General features: G+C 41.2%; 22 protein-coding genes and 5 tRNA genes. 22 read left to right on the forward strand and 5 right to left on the reverse strand.

Annotation, left to right across the window (positions count from 1 at the left end; all coding sequences use genetic code 11):
- The first annotated feature begins 26 nt into the window (after window positions 1–26).
- The 17 genes from secY (at window position 27) to rpsB (ending at window position 9,384) form a co-directional block, all read left to right on the forward strand.
- Window positions 27–1,499, forward strand: coding sequence for a preprotein translocase subunit SecY (gene secY / locus QXF67_02145; protein ID MEM3060319.1), 1,473 nt, complete (start codon window positions 27–29; stop codon window positions 1,497–1,499).
- An 8-nt stretch (window positions 1,500–1,507) separates the two neighbouring features.
- Complete coding sequence (locus QXF67_02150) at window positions 1,508–2,047, forward strand: adenylate kinase (protein MEM3060320.1); 540 nt, start codon at window positions 1,508–1,510, stop codon at window positions 2,045–2,047.
- Window positions 2,048–2,058: 11 nt separating this feature from the next.
- Complete coding sequence (locus tag QXF67_02155) at window positions 2,059–2,562, forward strand: EMC3/TMCO1 family protein (GenBank protein ID MEM3060321.1); 504 nt, start codon at window positions 2,059–2,061, stop codon at window positions 2,560–2,562.
- A 21-nt stretch (window positions 2,563–2,583) separates the two neighbouring features.
- Entirely contained in the window at window positions 2,584–2,841 is a 258-nt protein-coding gene (locus QXF67_02160; protein MEM3060322.1) for a hypothetical protein, read from the forward strand.
- Window positions 2,838–3,365, forward strand: a complete 528-nt coding sequence (locus QXF67_02165) for a cytidylate kinase family protein (protein ID MEM3060323.1) — start codon at window positions 2,838–2,840, stop codon at window positions 3,363–3,365. Before QXF67_02160 ends, QXF67_02165 begins: the two co-directional genes overlap by 4 nt.
- 4 nt (window positions 3,366–3,369) lie before the next feature.
- Window positions 3,370–3,537, forward strand: coding sequence for a hypothetical protein (locus QXF67_02170; protein ID MEM3060324.1), 168 nt, complete (start codon window positions 3,370–3,372; stop codon window positions 3,535–3,537).
- A 20-nt stretch (window positions 3,538–3,557) separates the two neighbouring features.
- Entirely contained in the window at window positions 3,558–4,430 is an 873-nt protein-coding gene (locus QXF67_02175) for an RNA-guided pseudouridylation complex pseudouridine synthase subunit Cbf5 (protein MEM3060325.1), read from the forward strand.
- 15 nt (window positions 4,431–4,445) lie between these two features.
- Window positions 4,446–4,594: transfer RNA gene (locus QXF67_02180), tRNA-Ser, on the forward strand.
- A 34-nt stretch (window positions 4,595–4,628) separates the two neighbouring features.
- A complete protein-coding gene (rpsM, locus tag QXF67_02185; protein ID MEM3060326.1) occupies window positions 4,629–5,267 on the forward strand; it encodes a 30S ribosomal protein S13 in 639 nt (212 codons plus the stop codon).
- Between the two features lie 32 nt (window positions 5,268–5,299).
- Complete coding sequence (locus tag QXF67_02190; GenBank protein ID MEM3060327.1) at window positions 5,300–5,824, forward strand: 30S ribosomal protein S4; 525 nt, start codon at window positions 5,300–5,302, stop codon at window positions 5,822–5,824.
- A 29-nt stretch (window positions 5,825–5,853) separates the two neighbouring features.
- Complete coding sequence (locus tag QXF67_02195) at window positions 5,854–6,414, forward strand: 30S ribosomal protein S11 (GenBank protein MEM3060328.1); 561 nt, start codon at window positions 5,854–5,856, stop codon at window positions 6,412–6,414.
- Between the two features lie 18 nt (window positions 6,415–6,432).
- Entirely contained in the window at window positions 6,433–7,008 is a 576-nt protein-coding gene (locus tag QXF67_02200) for a DNA-directed RNA polymerase subunit D (GenBank protein ID MEM3060329.1), read from the forward strand.
- Between the two features lie 311 nt (window positions 7,009–7,319).
- The gene (rplM, locus tag QXF67_02205) at window positions 7,320–7,754 is read left to right on the forward strand and encodes a 50S ribosomal protein L13 (protein MEM3060330.1); all 435 of its coding nucleotides are present in this window, start codon (window positions 7,320–7,322) and stop codon (window positions 7,752–7,754) included.
- A 9-nt stretch (window positions 7,755–7,763) separates the two neighbouring features.
- Window positions 7,764–8,210: a 30S ribosomal protein S9 gene (gene rpsI, locus QXF67_02210; GenBank protein MEM3060331.1), complete on the forward strand. Its 447-nt coding sequence runs from the start codon at window positions 7,764–7,766 to the stop codon at window positions 8,208–8,210.
- Between the two features lie 11 nt (window positions 8,211–8,221).
- Window positions 8,222–8,419: a DNA-directed RNA polymerase subunit N gene (locus tag QXF67_02215; GenBank protein ID MEM3060332.1), complete on the forward strand. Its 198-nt coding sequence runs from the start codon at window positions 8,222–8,224 to the stop codon at window positions 8,417–8,419.
- An 8-nt stretch (window positions 8,420–8,427) separates the two neighbouring features.
- Window positions 8,428–8,587: transfer RNA gene (locus tag QXF67_02220), tRNA-Ser, on the forward strand.
- Between the two features lie 20 nt (window positions 8,588–8,607).
- Window positions 8,608–9,384 carry a 30S ribosomal protein S2 gene (rpsB, locus tag QXF67_02225; GenBank protein MEM3060333.1) on the forward strand — a complete coding sequence of 259 codons (777 nt, stop codon included), beginning with the start codon at window positions 8,608–8,610 and terminating at the stop codon, window positions 9,382–9,384.
- 372 nt (window positions 9,385–9,756) lie between these two features.
- On the opposite strand, the gene QXF67_02230 is transcribed toward rpsB, so the two are convergent.
- Window positions 9,757–10,968 carry a hypothetical protein gene (locus QXF67_02230; protein ID MEM3060334.1) on the reverse strand — a complete coding sequence of 404 codons (1,212 nt, stop codon included), beginning with the start codon at window positions 10,966–10,968 and terminating at the stop codon, window positions 9,757–9,759.
- 51 nt (window positions 10,969–11,019) lie between these two features.
- Window positions 11,020–12,198, reverse strand: coding sequence for a glycine C-acetyltransferase (locus QXF67_02235; GenBank protein MEM3060335.1), 1,179 nt, complete (start codon window positions 12,196–12,198; stop codon window positions 11,020–11,022).
- A 111-nt stretch (window positions 12,199–12,309) separates the two neighbouring features.
- Here QXF67_02235 and QXF67_02240 point away from each other — a divergent pair, with 111 nt between their 5' ends.
- On the forward strand, window positions 12,310–13,260 hold the full coding sequence (locus QXF67_02240; protein ID MEM3060336.1) for an NAD-dependent epimerase/dehydratase family protein: 951 nt from the start codon (window positions 12,310–12,312) through the stop codon (window positions 13,258–13,260).
- Window positions 13,261–13,276: 16 nt separating this feature from the next.
- On the opposite strand, the gene QXF67_02245 is transcribed toward QXF67_02240, so the two are convergent.
- From QXF67_02245 to QXF67_02255, 3 genes are all read right to left on the reverse strand, one after another.
- Window positions 13,277–14,203 carry a radical SAM protein gene (locus QXF67_02245; protein MEM3060337.1) on the reverse strand — a complete coding sequence of 309 codons (927 nt, stop codon included), beginning with the start codon at window positions 14,201–14,203 and terminating at the stop codon, window positions 13,277–13,279.
- 24 nt (window positions 14,204–14,227) lie between these two features.
- Window positions 14,228–14,300, reverse strand: a tRNA-Gln gene (locus QXF67_02250).
- A 23-nt stretch (window positions 14,301–14,323) separates the two neighbouring features.
- Window positions 14,324–14,493, reverse strand: a tRNA-Leu gene (locus QXF67_02255).
- A gap of 437 nt (window positions 14,494–14,930) precedes the next feature.
- Between QXF67_02255 and QXF67_02260 the strand changes: the two genes are divergently transcribed.
- From QXF67_02260 to QXF67_02275, 4 genes are all read left to right on the forward strand, one after another.
- Window positions 14,931–15,038, forward strand: a tRNA-Thr gene (locus QXF67_02260).
- A gap of 31 nt (window positions 15,039–15,069) precedes the next feature.
- Window positions 15,070–15,558: a DUF2666 family protein gene (locus QXF67_02265; GenBank protein MEM3060338.1), complete on the forward strand. Its 489-nt coding sequence runs from the start codon at window positions 15,070–15,072 to the stop codon at window positions 15,556–15,558.
- 36 nt (window positions 15,559–15,594) lie between these two features.
- Complete coding sequence (locus QXF67_02270; protein MEM3060339.1) at window positions 15,595–16,203, forward strand: hypothetical protein; 609 nt, start codon at window positions 15,595–15,597, stop codon at window positions 16,201–16,203.
- Window positions 16,204–16,533: 330 nt separating this feature from the next.
- Window positions 16,534–17,007: GTP-binding protein (locus QXF67_02275; protein ID MEM3060340.1), on the forward strand; the 474-nt coding region annotated here is incomplete at its 3' end.

Below are 17,007 nucleotides of genomic sequence, written 5' to 3' on the forward strand. Positions count from 1 at the left end.
AAATAATCTACTCAAAGGTTGAACAAATGTCAAGCCTCGATTTTCTCAAACCAATTGTCTCAAAGCTTCCAGAAGTTCGCCCGCCACGCTATCCCCCGACAATAAAGGAAAGGTTTGCTTGGACAGGCATTGCACTAATAACTTTTTTTGTAATGTACAACATTTCTGCTGTTGGAGTACGTGCCGGGGCACCGGGTTTTGACTTTCTCCAAGTAGTAACGGCCTCCAGAGTAGGCTCATTGGTAACGACCGGAATAGGTCCAATCGTTCTTGCAAGCATTTTTCTCCAGCTTTTTGCGGGCGCAAAGATAATTAATATAGATTTAACCAATCCGGATCAGCGCGCCCTTTTTCACGGAACGCAGAAGCTTCTTGCAATAATACTTGCTTTTCTAGAAGCCGCAATCTTCGTTATCTTTGCTAGGCTATCGCTGACTCCCTTATTTCCCTTCCTGGGCGAAAGTATCATTATCAGCGGCGGGATAGAGAAGATTTATGCTCCGTATACTACTCTTCTTGTAATTCTACAGATAGCTCTCGGTTCAATAATACTCCTGTTTCTAGATGAGGTAGTTTCAAGATACGGATTTGGCTCAGGAATCTCACTCTTCATAGCTGCAGGCGTATCCTTTTCAATAATCTCAGGCATCATATTCTTATTCACTGGACCGGGAGGAGTTATAGAGGACCTTGCTGCAGGAGGAGCGAACGCCATAGCTGCCGTTCTCCTTGATCTTGTCCCTCTTTTCTTTACCCTCCTTATTTTTGCTGTTGTGATATATGCAGAAGGAATGAAGGTTGAAATTCCACTTGCTTTTGAAAGAGCAAAGGGTCTTGGTGGAAGGTTTCCAATAAAGTTTTTATATATCTCTAACATTCCCGTTATACTTGCCTCTGCTCTACTTCTTAATATCCAATTTTTTTCTCTTTCGCTCAAAGACGTTTCACTCATGGTTGGGGATTTTAATGTTGCTCACCTAATTGGTTATGTGGATTCATCTGGGAGACTTACTGATGGGTTGTTATACTTTCTTTCCCCAATTTATGTAAGCCATCAAATAGATGTTTTTACATTTCTCTCCTCTATGCTTGAAACATCAACTCCAATATTTGGGATCCCTCAAATCGTTCACGTGATAACTTATCTTGTATTTCTTATTACGCTTTGCATAATATTCGGATTATTTTGGGTTGAGACTACTAATATGGGTCCAAAAGAGGTGGCAGCCCAATTAGACAAATCAGGCTTACAAATCCCTGGATTTAGGCGCGATCCAAGAATAGTTGAAAAGGTGCTTGAACGTTATATTCCAACAATTACGATACTTGGAAGTGCATTCGTAGGGCTCCTTGCTGGTCTTGCTGACCTTACCGGAGCACTCGGAACTGGAACTGGAATTCTTCTTACAGTAGGTATCCTTTACAGGTTATATGAAGATTTACGCTCCAAACAAGTTTTTGAAACGAGTTCACTATTATCTATGCTTGCTAGAGAGTGATGTTATTAATGATAATTGTCATGGGACTTCCAGGAAGTGGAAAATCAACAGTCCTTTCTTACATAAAAAATGCTTCTTATAAGCGCATCAATTATGGTGACCTGATGCTTGACCTTGCAAAGAAAAAAATGAATATAACTTCTCGCGACGAACTGAGAAGATTGCCTTCAAAAAAACAAAAAGAACTTCAAGCATTGGCTGCGGATTACCTTTCAAAAGAAAAATCCCCAGTGCTTCTTGATACCCATTGCTCAATATCGACACCAAACGGCTACCTTCCTGGCCTGCCATTTTCAGTTCTCTCAAAACTTCGCGTTGATCATCTAGTACTTATACGAGCTCCACCGGAGCAGATAATAAAAAGAAGACAGAAAGACAATACCAGAAAAAGAGATCCTGATGAGAAGGAAAAGCTAGAGGAGCATGAAAAAATTAACATAGCCCTCTTGGCAGCTTATTCTGCGCTCTCAGGCGCGCCTGCAAAAATAATAAATAATCTTGATGGAGAAGCAGAAAAGGCGGCAAAGGAAATAGAATCTATCATGTAACGTGAGGTATCATGACCGAATTACAATCCCCGATCCTAATCATATTCCTATCTGCCTTTGCGTATTCCCTCCTTTCTACCTATATAACCCGAAAATTTGGAAACTACAAACGCATAAAAGAGATACAAGAGACATTCAGAGCAATTTCAAAAGAGATAAATGAAGCTTCAAAGTCATCTGATAAGAATCGGCTCGATGAGGCAATTGCCCGCCAAAATGCTGCGATGCCACTCCTCTGGGAATCTATGGTACTGCAAATAAAACCACTTATATTCCTGCTTCCGGTGCTCTTCATTATCCCCTCTCTGCTTAGAGATAATTTCCCTACTTTTTCCATAAAGCTCCCATTTGCTCTTCCAATCTTTATACAGAATTTAGAAAATTTTCCGAATTGGCGCGATACCTTTGGGCCTGTAGGGTGGTTTTGGCTTTCGGTAATTTTTAGCGCGCTTTTAGTCTCACTTGCCCTTAAGATATACGAAACACATATAAATAAAATCCAAGTTCCAAAGTAATAACTGTTGCGGTGCTTTAAAATGAACCTTCAAAAAAAGAAAAAAAGGAAATTTCATCTTGCACTATGTCCAATATCCAAAAATAGACTCTTTGGAGTGTCTTTTTCAAGGAGCGTTCCACATTCAAAAAGAAAACCAAATAGATTATTTGGAGGTCATCTCTCTTCAAAAGTAGTCGACAGAATAATACGCTTCTGCGCACGCATAAAAGCAGGAGAGATTTTTCCATCATCCGTCCCACTTCGATTAAGAAAATATGTTGAAAGGGTGAAGCTTTGATTATCACGATATCTGGGCTTGTAGGATGCGGAAAGACAACTGTCGGAAAGCTTGTTGCGCGAGCCCTAAAAATTCCTCTCCTATCTCCTACCTTTAAGGATCTTGCACAGAAAAAGGGTCTGTCTCTTATGAAATTCCAAAAATTGGCTGAAAGGGACGATAGCATAGATAAAGAGTTTGATGAAAAGCTGAAACGCGAAGTGAAAAAAATAGGTTCATGTGTAGTAGCAACATGGCTCTCACCCTGGATAATACAAGATGCAAACCTAAAAGTTTGGCTTGATGCCTCTGAAAAAGTTCGCGCAAAGAGAATTTCGAGACGTGACAACATAAATATCAAGCAAGCTCTTCTTCACATCCGAAAGAGAGACAAACAGAACATCTTAAGATACAAAAAAATCTATGGTATAAATATAACAAACCACGATGATTTTGATTTGATAGTAAGGAGCGATGAAATGAGCGCAAGAGAGGTAGCCCGTATAATCGTCAAAGCAGCACAGTTTCTAAAAAAAGGGGGTTGATCCTATGCCTGCAATCGAAGTTGGAAGGGAATGCATAATCACGCGGGGCAGAGAGTCAGGAAAAAGGTGCAAGATAATAAAACTCCTCAACCAAAACTTTGTGCAAATACACGTTGAAGGGTCAAAAAAAGAACGGCGCATTTCTATACGACACTTAGAGCCGCTTCCATAGCTTCCCCAAAGTGACTTACTATGGCTTCAATTCAAAAGTTCATTGATTTTTCCCTCTGCCTTATCGATAAGCCTCCTGGACCAAGTTCACACGAGGTGTCGGCATATGTAAAAAAAATACTCAATGCAAAAAAAACAGGCCATAGTGGGACTCTGGATCCGCAAGTATCAGGACTTCTTCTTATAGGAATAGGGCGTGGGACACGATTTCTTCACTATCTCTCCAGACTACCGAAAGAATACGTAGGAATAATGAAATTCCACAAAAAGCTTAGCGAAGAAAAAATACGCCTGCTTTTTTCAAGGTTTACAGGAGAAATCGTTCAGACTCCCCCCAAAGAAAGCGCAGTTCGAAGGATACCTCGGAAGAGAAAGGTTTATTATTTTGTTCCGCTTGAAATCATGAACCACCGAGTATTGTTTATGGTAAAGTGCGAAGCTGGTACCTATATCCGAACACTCTGTTCTGACATGGGTGCAACCTGTGGCGGTGCACACCTGTGTGAACTGCGCCGCCTTTCTATCGGAAATTTGCATGTAGATAATGCATACACTCTACAACAGCTATCCGATGCAGCCTGGCTTTGGAGGGAGAAAGAAGACGGCAACGAACTCAAAAAAATTCTTCGACCGCCTGAAAGCTTCCTTAATGAATTCAAAAAGATACATATAAAAGATACGGCTCTCCAAAATATAGCTTCTGGCGCCCCCTTATACGCGCTAGGGATAAAAGAAACTGATGAAGGAATAACAAAAGGAGAGACAGTTGCGCTTATGCATGGTGGACATCTTGTGGCAATGGCCCAAGCAGTTAGAACGTCAGAAGAAATAAGAAAATTAGGTCGAGGAATAGTGGCATATCCAAAGTTTGTAGTAATTAAATCCGGAGGTTGAGATTTCTGTGCATTAGCCGGGATCGCATAACCTGGTAGTGCGTACGCCTGGAGAAAGCATTACACTTCCTGCAAGCGTATGGCCTTTGCAGGCCTTATGGGTTCAAAAGGTGTTGGCTCTCTTTTTACAAGAAGCCGACAAACCTGTGATTCCCATTCCCGGCGTTATATATCTTATGTTCCATACAGAGGTGGTTTTTTGGCTGAATCTGAAGAACAAAGCAAAAAGGCAGAAGAAAAAGGTAAACCGTCGCCTCAAAAAACACAAACACAAAAAAAGAAAGAACCAACAACTATAGTAAGAATTGCAGGCAAAGACTTGCGGGGGGACCTTCCACTTCCACGCGCCATTTCCTCAATCCGTGGAATAGGACTTCAGCTAGCAGATATAATTTCAAATTCTCTTTCCCGTGAACTTTCAATTGACATCTCAAAACCTATTGGAGCTTTATCTGAGGAGCAGATAAAAACGATAGAAGAGAAGCTACAAGATTTGCCTAGCCTTAAAATACCTTCTTATCTTTATAATAGACAAAAAGATAGAGCATCTGGCAAGGATATGCACCTCATTGGAAATGAACTTGCATTTGCAACGAAACAGGATATAAACTATCAAATTGACCTTTATACTTGGGTTGGATACCGACACTTTTATGGACAGAAGGTGAGAGGACAGCGAACAAGAACAACAGGCAGAAGCGGTATGACTGTAGGTGTCATCCGCAAGTCAGCAATTGCTAAAGGAGCCGCAGCTCCTGAATCAAAGCAGACGCCCCAACCTTCACAGGCCCAGCCTTCTCCCTCAAAAAAAGAACAGGAACCAAAAGAAAAAAAGTAATTTAAACATTCAAAAAATGAGTTGAGGATTAAATGGGAGATCCAAGAAAATCAAGGAAAAAATATGAAACCCCAAGAAAGATTTGGGATTCCGTGCGCATCAGGGAAGAAAGAGCTCTTGCAAGAGAATACGCGCTTAAGAATGTAAGGGAGCTTTGGTCCTCAATATACAAGCTCAAGACGATTAGGAGAAATGCCCGCAAACTTATTGCAGCAGGAGAAAGAGGACAGAAGCAAGCAAAGGACGTAATACAAAGATTGGCTCGGCTTGGCTTTGTAAATGAAAACGCAACACTCCCTGATGTCCTCACCATTTCCATAAGAGATATCCTCGATCGCAGGTTGCAATCTTTAGTTTTCAAAAAAGGCCTTGCGAATTCCTACAAGCAAGCCCGTCAACTTATTACACACGGGTTTATAGCGGTTGATGGAAAGCGGGTTTCTTCTCCTTCCTACCTCGTACCGAAAGCCAGCGAGCCCCATATAACTTATTTCAAAAAAATAGATTTAAGTGGTAGCGCAATCAAAGATAAGAATGATAATAAAGAGAACCAATAACATAAATACAATTAAACGCAGGTGATTGTTTGTCAGATGACAAAAAAGAATCAAAAGACATCCCCTCCCAATTAGCTCCTTCCAGCCAGCCTTCCTTGTCTAACTCACAACCTCAAGCACCAGAGCCTTTGGCTGTTCCGTCTCAGACTAAATCAGACCCTACTTTAGAACCTACTCGCGAGCGAGAGGAGCCAACAAAAAAGCGAGAGCTTCATTGGGGCGTTGCTCATGTGTACTCTTCAAAGAATAACACCCTAATAACGGTTACAGATATATCAGGAGCTGAGACAATAGCGAAGGCAAGTGGTGGAATGGTTGTCAAAGCTGCACGAGAAGAAGGAAAACCATATGCAGCAATGCAAGCAACAGCCAAAGTAATAAACGAATGCAGGAACAGGGGAATAAACGCTCTACATATTCGTATACGCGCCCCAGGAGGTCATGGTCCAAAGACTCCTGGCGCAGGAGCTCAAGCAGTTGTTCGCTCAATAGCAAGAATGGGAATAAAAATAGGAAAAATAGAAGATGTTACTCCTGTTCCTTCTGATACCACAAAGAGGCCATGGGGAAGAAGAGGAAGAAGAGTATAAGCGGTGTGGTGGTTTGAGATGAAGGTTAAAGTCGTTTATGAAGATAACGAGAGAATAGAGCTTAAGCTTGAGGACACCAAAACATATTTTGCAAATGCTCTTCGGCGCCTTTCAATGACAGCAGTGCCAGTAATGGCAATTGATACTATAACTGTTTATGAAAATACCTCGTCATCATTTGACGAGTACATCTCACACCGACTTGGCTTGATTCCCCTAAAAACTCCTTCCAGCTATCCAAAAAATTCTTCATGTACTCTCATATTGCATAAAGAAGGTCCCTGTACGGTCTACTCCTCTGATTTAAAAAGCAAGGACCAAAGCGTAAAGCCGTCATTTCCAAACATACCCATAATAAAACTTCTCGAACATCAATCAATAAGGATAGAAGCACACGCTGTTTTTGGAACAGGCTCAAAGCATGCAAAATTTCAGCCATGTCTTGCTTCGTATGAAAAGAATACTGAAAACTCGTTTTCATTCTTTGTTGAGTCGTTTCATCAGTTGCCACCAAGGAAGATACTGTTACAAGCAGCTGAATTGCTTGAAGAAAAAGCAGAGGAATTTGAAAAGCACTTATCAAAAATGAAATAAAGTTTATTTAAATGAGATGAAAATATATTAATATCCGCACCTTATATTATCTGTGCGGATGGAGGTATAAAAAATATGCGGAGATGGCAGAGCCTGGTCAAATGCGCAGGACTGAGGCTCCTGTGACTTTAGTGTCTGCGGGGGTTCAATCCAAGACAGTTCCATTTTATTTCATTTTCGGCATGCTGACTAAAAATAAACCCACGTCCTCCCTTTCACAGCCTCTTGGAATTCTATCGTCCGGATTACATACGGGGAACTTTCTTGGGCTACACATCCTCCTCTCCGCATCTTTATTTTAGGGTGTATATATGCTTAGAGAGAAACTCACGATTGATGCAAAAAACACTATACTTGGAAGATTAGCTTCTAAGGTTGCCAAGTATCTTCTCCTAGGAAGAGAAGTTTTTATAGTGAATGCAGAACAGGCCTTGATTTCAGGGAGTCTCCAAAAGGCAAAGGAAAAATATCTCAAAAGGTTGACTCAAAAGCACAAGGCCGACCCATCGCGCTCTCCCAAATGGCCCAAAGAAGCCCACAGACTACTAAAAAGAATAATACGCGGTATGCTCCCAAAAAAGACATCGAGAGGGAAGAGCGCATTGAAACGCCTAAAGGTTTTTATGGGCATTCCAAAAGAGCTTGAAAATGAAAAATTTCTGACTTTCTCTGAGTTCCTAGGCTTATCAAAGAGGAAGACCTTTTCCCTACTTGACCTTTGCAGGGAAATAGGATACAAAAAATAGGTGAAGCGAATGAAGAACGTCTCAGGTAAGAAAAAACGACTATCAAAAAAGAAAATGATTGCGATAGTCACACGCGGAAAGAGAAAAGAGAGTATTGCTAGGGCATCCATAAAAAACGGAAAAGGCTTGGTTAGCATCAATGGCATTCCCATCAATGCTTATTCAACGCCACTTGCTAGGTCTATAATAACTGAGCCGCTCTCTGCGTTTCCTCAACTATCCCAAAAAGTTGACATAAAAGTCCGAGTTACTGGGGGTGGGGTAATAGGACAGGCTCAAGCCTGCAGGACAGCAATAGCCAGAGCTCTTTTAAAACATTCAGGGGAAGACCAAACTATTAAAGCGCAAATGCAGCAGATAGATCGCTTTCTCCTATTGGAAGACTCTCGGAGAGTTGAACCCAAGAAATACAAGGGTCCAAAAGCACGTGCAAGGTTTCAAAAATCTTATAGATAAGGTGATATATTATGTACTTTCCAATAAGATGTTTTACTTGTGGTCAACTAATAGCTCATAAATACGAACCTTACCAAAAAAAACTTTCAGAAGGAAAGAGCCCTGCAAGCACACTTGATGAACTAAACATAAAGAGATATTGTTGCCGCAGGATGTTTCTTTCTCACGTGGAGGTAGCTGATAAAATAATAAAATATGAGAAATTATAAGAATAATAGGGGCCATGGGGTAACCTGGCTATCCTTCCGGCTAACTACTGCTTTCTTTCCCGAGAAGGCTGCTGTCCGGAATGGGGTGCCGGCGATCCGAGGGAACTCTCCGTTGCTTTTAACTTTGGCAAGCGGCAGAGTCCGGAAATTCAAATCTCGGTGGCCCCAAACTTCTGAGGTCGTGTGGAATGGATAGTCTTCTGGTAAAGCAAGAGAAATATCTTGAAAGTGGGATTCATATAGGCACAAAATTAAAAGTGGTCGATATGGAGCCCTACATATACCGAAAAAGAAGTGACGGATTATACGTGCTGGACCTTAGAAAAATTGACGAATGCCTTCGCGCGGCTGCAGCCGAAATAGGAAAGTACTCATCACAAGATATCCTCGTAGTAGCTTCTCGTACGTATGCAGGTAATGCAGCTGCAAAATTCTCAAAAATAATTGGCTGCAAAGCCATACTAGGTCGCTTTATACCCGGAACATTTACTAACGTTTCAAGATCATATTTCCTAGAGCCAAAATTTGTCCTTGTCTGCGACCCAAAAGCAGAGCGCCAGGCAATAGTTGAAGCTGCACGCATGAATATCCCCGTTGCTGCTTTGTGCGATACTGATAATCCAACAACAGGAGTCACTTTTATTGTACCGTGCAACAATAAAGGTCGCCGTTCCCTCGCCCTAATCTTCTATATATTAGCGCGTGAGTATTTTATGGCTCAGAAGCGCATTTCAAGCTATGATGAATTCTCCCTTCAGCCAGAGGATTTCGAGTCAGATGATGCTTATCAAGAAACAAAGGAAGAGACAAAAAAGAGCGATGTACTCTCCGAGCCTCAAGCCCAAGATGGACAAGATGCGGCTGTTAGTGAAACCACGGCTCCTAAGAAACAATCCAAAAAAAAGTCACTTGAAAAACAAAAACCCTTACCCCCTCCAGTGCCACAAGAAGAGGTAACCAATTAATCCGCCTGGGTGCGTGCGGATTGCAGAAAATCGACCGTTGAGGACCTCCAGTGCCACAAGAAGAGGTAACCAATTAATCCGCCTGGGTGCGTGCGGATTGCAGAAAATCGACCGTTGAGGACCTCCAGTGCCACAAGAAGAGGCAGCCAATTAATCCGCTCTGCAAGTTTCTAATCTCTTCGGTATTAGGACTATTAGGAAGAAAACCAAGCAGGGGGGTTGGACGGCCAATTAATCTGCTTGTCTCTTTATTTACCTCTCGTCCCTTAAAATATCTTTTTTTGGGCTACTTCTTCTCTTCTCTCACTTTACCCCCTCTCATTTTCCCCTTTCTTTCATACGTTAAGTCCTTAGATAAATACTGATAAAACTCTAATCAAATGCAGATCTGCACATTTTTTGTGCATCCTCTCTTTCAATTAAGTCGCATATTGACTTATCCTTCTGTGAGACTGCTGCAGAAGTATAACACTTGTTTTTCCACTCCTCAACTAAAACACCCTTGCACCCTTCTACATTAATCTTTTTTTCACTATGACCAAAGGCTACGGCAGAAAAGCACGAGCTTCGCCCATAAGCCGTCCTTATATTATTGCAATGAGACATATAACCATGCTCAATAGCAACTCCTCTATAACATGAATCTTTCTTCGTCTCTGAAAAAATGTTTTCGCATATATGCGCCTGTCCTGAAATTTTTGCATAGTTCAAGTAGCAATCGTCAGCAAGAATGGTTGTGTCTGACTTTGAACAAAGAGAAGCGTCCTTTAATGCAGTTGAAAGAGCTCTATAGCACTCATTTCTATATACGGATTTTTCGCTAGCAAAGCTACACCAATAAGAATTATTCGTATAGGTTGCAACAGTTAGATAGCACAAATCTGCGATCGATTTTTGGCTTGCATTTTGGCACTCATCACCTTGCTTATCACTCACAATTCCAATGCACCCAAGCTTTCTTGATTCATTTTTAATATTATAACAAGCATCAGAAAGCCTAAATTCTAGCGCATAATCAAAAAGACAGTCGTCATCCTCACATCGTTTATAGTCTTTTGTCTCCCATGCAAAACATCTATCTCTTTCGGCTTCACTAACCTCATCACTTAGGCAAGGAGGCACAAGCAAATTGATACAGTTTTGTCTTTTTTTATCATCTTTTATCTCATTGCACACGGTATCGTTCTTTATTTTTAGTGCATGAAACTCTATGCAGGAATCCCTCGTTTCAACGTTTATTATATGCCGGCACGCCGCAAGGCTCAAATTTGCAAACGGATAGAAACATCTTTGCTGTTCATTTTCCCCATATATGAATTGACATATGGTTTCGTTTGAGGTGTTTTTTGCAAGCGACAAGAAGCACAAATCTCTGCTTTTAGTAATCGGTATATCCATACAGGGTGCCGATTCTTTTTTTTGTGGCAGAGAAGGCACAACTTTGATTGGTTGAGAAGGCTTTTCCTCAACTTCCTCCTCCCCAACAATTATTTTTGGTAATTGCTTCTCCTTAAGTTTTATGCATCCAAAAAACATAACAGATAACAAAATAAACGCTATAATAACGAATCGTTTTTGATACATACCTACCTCAACTCTTTATCCATTAAAAACCCCTTATCCATTAAAAAACCTTCATATTATCTTCAATTTCCTCCCCACATCTTCAAATGCAGAGATGGCTTTTTCCAAATCCTCTGCAGTCAAACCCGCATTCATTATTGTCCTTATCCTTGCTCTATCCGGTGCCACCATCGGATATACTATGGGTAGCGCAAAAATTCCTGCTTCAAACAACATTTCAGACATAACCTTCGCCTTCTGGCTTTCTCCGACGATCACCGGTGTGATTGGGGTTTGGCTTTCTCCGATATCAAACCCAAGCCCTTTGAGCGCCTTTTTAAATTTCCTAGTGTTTCTCCAAAGCCTTTTTAAGTGCCTCGGCTCACTTTCCAAAACATCGAGTGCGGCAATACTTGCTGCAACTACGGCTGGTGGATGAGAACCCGAGAGAAGCCAAGTCCGTGATTTGTTATAAGCAAAGTTTATCAAATCCCTGCTACCGGCTATATAGCCCCCTACTACTCCAAAAGCCTTTGAGAAAGTCCCCATCTCTACATCCACTCTCCCTTCCAGTTTATAATGAGATACTATCCCTCGCCCAGACTCACCGAGAACTCCATCCCCATGAGCATCATCTACATAGGTCATAGCTCCATATTTTTCCGCGAGCTCTACTATCCTATCCATCTTTGCGATATCTCCATCCATCGAAAAGACACCATCTGTAACTATTAGCTTTCTGCGTGCATTTTCTTTTTCCTTAAGCAATCTCTCCAAGTCTTCCATATCCGAGTGCTTATATACGGCTCTTTCAGCTTTTGATAGCCGGACACCATCAATTATGCTTCCATGGTTTAGCTGGTCACTAATAATTACGTCCCCTTCCCCCACAAGCTGTGGAATAAGTCCAGCATTAACAGCAAATCCAGTCTGGAAGCACAAAGCAGCTTCGCATCGCTTGAATCTTGCTATCCTCTCTTCCAGCTGAAAGTGAAGGTCCATACTTCCTGCAATAGCCCGAACAGAGCCAGAGCCAACTCCATATTTCCTTATTGCCGCAATAGCAGCTCTTTTCAGTTTTGGATGATTGCTCAGATTGAGGTAATTATTTGAACAAAGCATAATTACTTCCTTTCCATCGACAATGCAATGGGGAGTCGATGGCCCCTGCAATACACGGAGTTTCCAATCCAGATTTTTTGAGACCAGTTCTTCATACTCTACCTTAAGAAAGTCCGTAGGCTTTACCATCAAAAACACCCTCTTTTTTTTCTCCATATACCATAAAAATACTATACTTCGTCAATATGCTATGAGATTGTTTTATAACCTTCCTGATGCTTGAAATTAAGGGGGTAGACTATGAAGCGCATTTTAGTGATTGGAGCAACCGGTCAAATAGGTTCTGAATTAGTACCGGCTCTCCGTGCAAAATACGGAGGAGAGAATGTAATTGCTGTTGGTTCAAAAACACCACCTTCAGACGAACTCAAAAACTCAGGTCCGTTTGAGTTTGCTGATGCATCAAAAAAAGAGGCAATTGAAAACCTTGTAAAAAAATACGAAATAGATACAATTTATCATTTGGCTTCTCTTCTTTCAGCGACAGGAGAAAAGAACCCAGACGCAGCTTGGAATCTCAATATGGACAGTCTAAAGCATGTGCTTGATGTTGCTCGAGATAAAAAACTTGAGCAAGTTTTTTGGCCTTCGTCTATAGCGGCTTTCGGACCAACTACTCCTCGCGAGAATACACCACAAAAAACAATTCTTGAGCCATCTACAATGTACGGAATAACAAAAGTTTCCGGTGAGCTTCTAATGAACTATTATTCTCACAAATTTGGCGTTGATGCACGTAGCCTTCGCTATCCCGGCCTCATTTCATGGAAGACTCCACCAGGGGGTGGAACAACGGATTATGCAGTTGCGATATTCTATGAGGCTATACGACAAAAAAGATACACCTGCTACCTAAAACCAGATACCTACCTGCCTATGATGTATATGCCAGATGCAATCAGAGGCACGATAGAGTTAATGGAGGCTCCATCATATCGTATATCCAATCGCTTTTCCTATAATTTCTCAGCAATAAGCTTCTCACCTGCCGAGCTAGTTTCTGAAATAAAGAAGCATATAATCGATTTTGAATGCACCTACTCCCCAGATTTTCGCCAACAAATTGCAGATTCTTGGCCAAAGTCAATTGATGATTCACTTGCAAGGCATGATTGGGGCTGGAAACACGAATATAACTTAGCAAAAATGACACAGGACATGCTCACAAATCTCCGAAAGGTCCTACACTAATTGTCTAGCCAAACCTCTATAATAGGCTAACCTGCTCTGCACACACTCTTTTAAGTCCCCTTTCTCTTGCATATCTTATTAATTCGATGTATTCTCTTAAACTGACTCTCGTTGAAAGCTCCTGATATTCCTGCGCCTTATAAGTCGGAAAGTACTGCGCCATTATGTTCAGGTAAGTGTCAGGAGGGAGATTTTCAGCAATAAAGTCAATAACTTCCTTTGATCCGGCAAGCCCATTGGGAAGAACAAGATGTCTTATTATAAGTCCTCGGGTTGCTATGCCTCTCTTATCCGTCTTCAATACACCTACCTGTCTGTTCATCTCAATAAGGTTTTTTTTGCAAATATTCCAATAATTTGAAGCAGCGGAGTACCTAATGGCGTTTTCATCTAAAGAATACTTTGCATCTGGCATATAAATATCAAAAATCCCTTCAAGCTTCCTGATAATTTCTGGGTCATCATATCCTCCGGAGTTGTATACAAGGGGAAGTCTCAGACCTTTCTTTCTTGCTATAACCAGGGCTTCAAGAATCTGGGGGATGACGTGAGTAGGCGTGACTAGGTTTATATTGTGTGCTCCTTGGCTCTGTAGCCAAAGCATCCCATCCGCAATCTCATTTGCACTCATCTCTTTTCCATTTCCCAGCTGGGAAATATCGTAATTTTGGCAGAAAACACAGCGCAAGTTACAAAATGAAAAGAACACTGTTCCGCTGCCTCTAATTCCAACAAGCTCTTTTTCCTCTCCAAAATGCCTCTGAAATCCACAAACAACCGCCAGCCTTCCGGTCTTGCAAAAACCACGTTTGTCCTCTAACCTGTTGACTTTGCACTTTCTTGGACATAAAATGCACCTTTCTAATATTCCTACAAATTCGTCTCTTAGCTCCGTCAACTTCTCTTGACTCATACGAAGGTATGAGGAAACCACTTCAAACATCAACTCCCGAATCAAGCTACTTATTAGCCCCGATCGGATTCGAACCGATGTTCCCAGGTCCAAAGCCTGGTGTCCTTGGCCGCTAGACGACGGGGCTGCATGTGCGGGGAGCAGGATATGTGCGGGGAGCAGGATTTTTACACGAGGGTCCAAGCCGCATTAGAAAACTTGGGAAGGACCAAAATTTTAATAAATCTTCATATCTCATTCAGCGTGTTTTGAACCTGCGCAGACACTAAAGTCACAGGGTCCTAAGCCCTGCGCATTTGACCAAGCTCTGCCATCCCCGCATTCATTTGTCTGCAAAGTCTTTTTTGCAAAATGAAGATATAAACCTTAGTCTAAAACTATCAGATATAAACCTTAGTCTAAAACTATCCCAGTTTCATTTATTCCAAACTCAGCCAGCCGTCCAAATAAGCATAAAACAAAGACGTAAGAAAAGAAAGAAGAAGAGGTTTATTTCTTTGCTCTTATCTCCTTTCTCTTGGGTCGCAGAGCCTTATATCCGCATTTTCGACAATACTTTGCTCCCCGCTTATTTCGAGCCTTACATTTTCTACATATGAAAATATCTGAAATTAGACTATCAGCCTCTGGAAATTTGCCCATATCTTAAAACACCACCAAAAAGTCAAAGTCTTTTGTTTGATGCACCTTTAAATTTCTTTGCTAAAAGTTGACATAATAACTATTTATAGTTTTTTTAGATACTAAAGTATCTTAAGCCTCAGTAGCTCAGTGGTAGAGCGGCTGCCTTGTAAGCAGTAGGTCGGGAGTTCAACAAGACCCAAACACATAAAAAAGAGGTTCTCTGAAAATCTCCCCTGAGGCTTTAAATCAATTTACCAACAGAGGTGCAAAAAATGGAATCAAAAGAATCAATCTCTCTCATGGCGCGTTGCAGAGGATGGGAAGTAATAAAAAAGGCAAGTATAGATAGTGCAACAACCCCTCAAGAAATAGCTTTTACTCTTTCTGGAATGCAGGAAAGCCTGGACAGAAAAGCCTACGACTTTCTTGGAATAAATACAAATCTGATAGACCAATACTCCCAATCGCTTGCTAAGGGAAAGAAGAAGAGCTTGAAAGGACTTGGCGAAGTTCTCTCAACTCTTGAGCCATCTGAAATATCCTTTCAGCTCAAAGCGGCCTGTCCCGAAGAGAAGCTTCTCGATGTTGCCAAGACATATTTTATCCGCTCTCTTGTAAAGGCATTCGGATTTGATACTCTTCCAAACAGGGAATTATTATCAAAAATTTATCCAGAATTAAAAATACCAAAACCCCGCGGAAATTTTTCAGGGAAAAAAGCCCCCAAAAATATCCAAAATACCTCTAAGGCAGATTTTTAAGCTAATGCCCCCATCTTCTATGCAAGGCGACCAAGGATGAGAGCACTTGTACAAAAACATTGGCATAACATAGTCCTAATCTCATTAATTGGCATATGCTCCATAGCTATTGCACATCTCTTGTTACATCTCTCCCACGAACAAATGATAATTCTTGAGCTTTTCGATATCGTCTTTCTTTTTATACTTGCAGTTGACGTCTACTACCGTTTCAAGGCGTCCCATGACAGGATAAAATTCTTAAGGAAAAATTGGATAGAAATCATAGTGCTTCTGCCAATAGGCGCGTTTTCTGAGTTATTCAGACTAGGGGAGCTACTAAGATTTGGTGAGCTTATAGAATTCGTTCGTGTGTTCAAATTCGCTCAACTATCCGTACATGCGCGAGAGCTTGCCTCGTTCCTTCCATTGTCGTTTTTTAGCATAACACTCAGCCCCAAAGTCAACAAAAACATCAATAAAAAAAAGAAAAAGTCCCACTATTCAAAGACCAACATACAAAAAGTAAAGAGTCTCGCTAGGCAGTCCAAAAACAGAAAAAGAAAAGGAACCGCGCGGGATCTACCCCAACTCAAAAGTAGCCACATAAAAAGAACAAATATTTCAACTTATGCCTCCTGGCCATTTTTAAATTTTAACCCATAGTCACAATGAGCCTTTTTTGTCATATTTCGGGTTGTTTGAGACTTTGTTTTAATAAGCCCAAGCCAAGCCAGCCAATCCCAACAGTTTCTTTCTAGTTTAATATCAATTTCTGCTCTTTGATGGTAGGTAGAACTAACTATATCTACTCCATCTAGCTTCTTGCATAATTTAAGAAAATCGTTTATCCTCCACAATCAACCAAGCATAATTACACCTTCCTGCGATCCATGGCAGAGAGCAAATCTTTATAAATAGAAACAACCAAATACCCCTGTTTTATTTGATTTATATTTCGACGACGTATTATGTTCATCTGGAGGTGCGTTAAACATGGCAGAAAAAGAACACCTAAATTTGATTTTCATAGGTCACGTTGACCATGGAAAATCAACTACCGTCGGGAGAATCCTTTATGATACCGGCGCATTATCTGAGCAAGAACTTCGCAAGCTAAAAGAAGAGGCTGAAAAACTAGGGAAGGCTACATTTGAGTTTGCCTTTACTATGGATACTTTAAAAGAAGAGAGAGAACGAGGAGTCACAATTGACCTTTCACACAAGGAGTTTCAGACTCAAAAGTATTACTTCACTATAATTGACGCTCCCGGCCACCGTGACTTTGTAAAAAACATGATTACGGGTGCCTCTCAAGCTGACGCCGCAGTTTTAGTAGTCTCAGCAAAAGAAGGCATGCAGCCACAGACCAAAGAGCACGCTTTCCTTGCAAAGGTTCTTGGAATAGGCCAACTAATAGTAGCCGTCAACAAAATGGATGTAATAAACTATGACAGAGTCAAGTTTGAC

It is taken from the genome of Candidatus Anstonellales archaeon, from assembly GCA_038869735.1.
Lineage (GTDB): Archaea > Micrarchaeota > Micrarchaeia > Anstonellales > CG1-02-47-40 > JAWCQO01.

Excerpts from the sequence above, each read along its gene's own strand:
- secY (MEM3060319.1), top strand. The coding sequence starts at position 27 with ATGTCAAGCCTCGATTTTCTCAAACCAATTGTCTCAAAGCTTCCAGAA.
- QXF67_02150 (MEM3060320.1), top strand. The coding sequence starts at position 1,508 with ATGATAATTGTCATGGGACTTCCAGGAAGTGGAAAATCAACAGTCCTT.
- QXF67_02155 (MEM3060321.1), top strand. The coding sequence starts at position 2,059 with ATGACCGAATTACAATCCCCGATCCTAATCATATTCCTATCTGCCTTT.
- QXF67_02160 (MEM3060322.1), top strand. The coding sequence starts at position 2,584 with ATGAACCTTCAAAAAAAGAAAAAAAGGAAATTTCATCTTGCACTATGT.
- QXF67_02170 (MEM3060324.1), top strand. The coding sequence starts at position 3,370 with ATGCCTGCAATCGAAGTTGGAAGGGAATGCATAATCACGCGGGGCAGA.
- QXF67_02175 (MEM3060325.1), top strand. The coding sequence starts at position 3,558 with ATGGCTTCAATTCAAAAGTTCATTGATTTTTCCCTCTGCCTTATCGAT.
- QXF67_02190 (MEM3060327.1), top strand. The coding sequence starts at position 5,300 with ATGGGAGATCCAAGAAAATCAAGGAAAAAATATGAAACCCCAAGAAAG.
- QXF67_02200 (MEM3060329.1), top strand. The coding sequence starts at position 6,433 with ATGAAGGTTAAAGTCGTTTATGAAGATAACGAGAGAATAGAGCTTAAG.
- rplM (MEM3060330.1), top strand. The coding sequence starts at position 7,320 with ATGCTTAGAGAGAAACTCACGATTGATGCAAAAAACACTATACTTGGA.
- rpsI (MEM3060331.1), top strand. The coding sequence starts at position 7,764 with ATGAAGAACGTCTCAGGTAAGAAAAAACGACTATCAAAAAAGAAAATG.
- QXF67_02215 (MEM3060332.1), top strand. The coding sequence starts at position 8,222 with ATGTACTTTCCAATAAGATGTTTTACTTGTGGTCAACTAATAGCTCAT.
- rpsB (MEM3060333.1), top strand. The coding sequence starts at position 8,608 with ATGGATAGTCTTCTGGTAAAGCAAGAGAAATATCTTGAAAGTGGGATT.
- QXF67_02230 (MEM3060334.1), bottom strand. The coding sequence starts at position 10,968 with ATGTATCAAAAACGATTCGTTATTATAGCGTTTATTTTGTTATCTGTT.
- QXF67_02235 (MEM3060335.1), bottom strand. The coding sequence starts at position 12,198 with ATGGTAAAGCCTACGGACTTTCTTAAGGTAGAGTATGAAGAACTGGTC.
- QXF67_02240 (MEM3060336.1), top strand. The coding sequence starts at position 12,310 with ATGAAGCGCATTTTAGTGATTGGAGCAACCGGTCAAATAGGTTCTGAA.
- QXF67_02245 (MEM3060337.1), bottom strand. The coding sequence starts at position 14,203 with ATGTTTGAAGTGGTTTCCTCATACCTTCGTATGAGTCAAGAGAAGTTG.
- QXF67_02265 (MEM3060338.1), top strand. The coding sequence starts at position 15,070 with ATGGAATCAAAAGAATCAATCTCTCTCATGGCGCGTTGCAGAGGATGG.
- QXF67_02270 (MEM3060339.1), top strand. The coding sequence starts at position 15,595 with ATGAGAGCACTTGTACAAAAACATTGGCATAACATAGTCCTAATCTCA.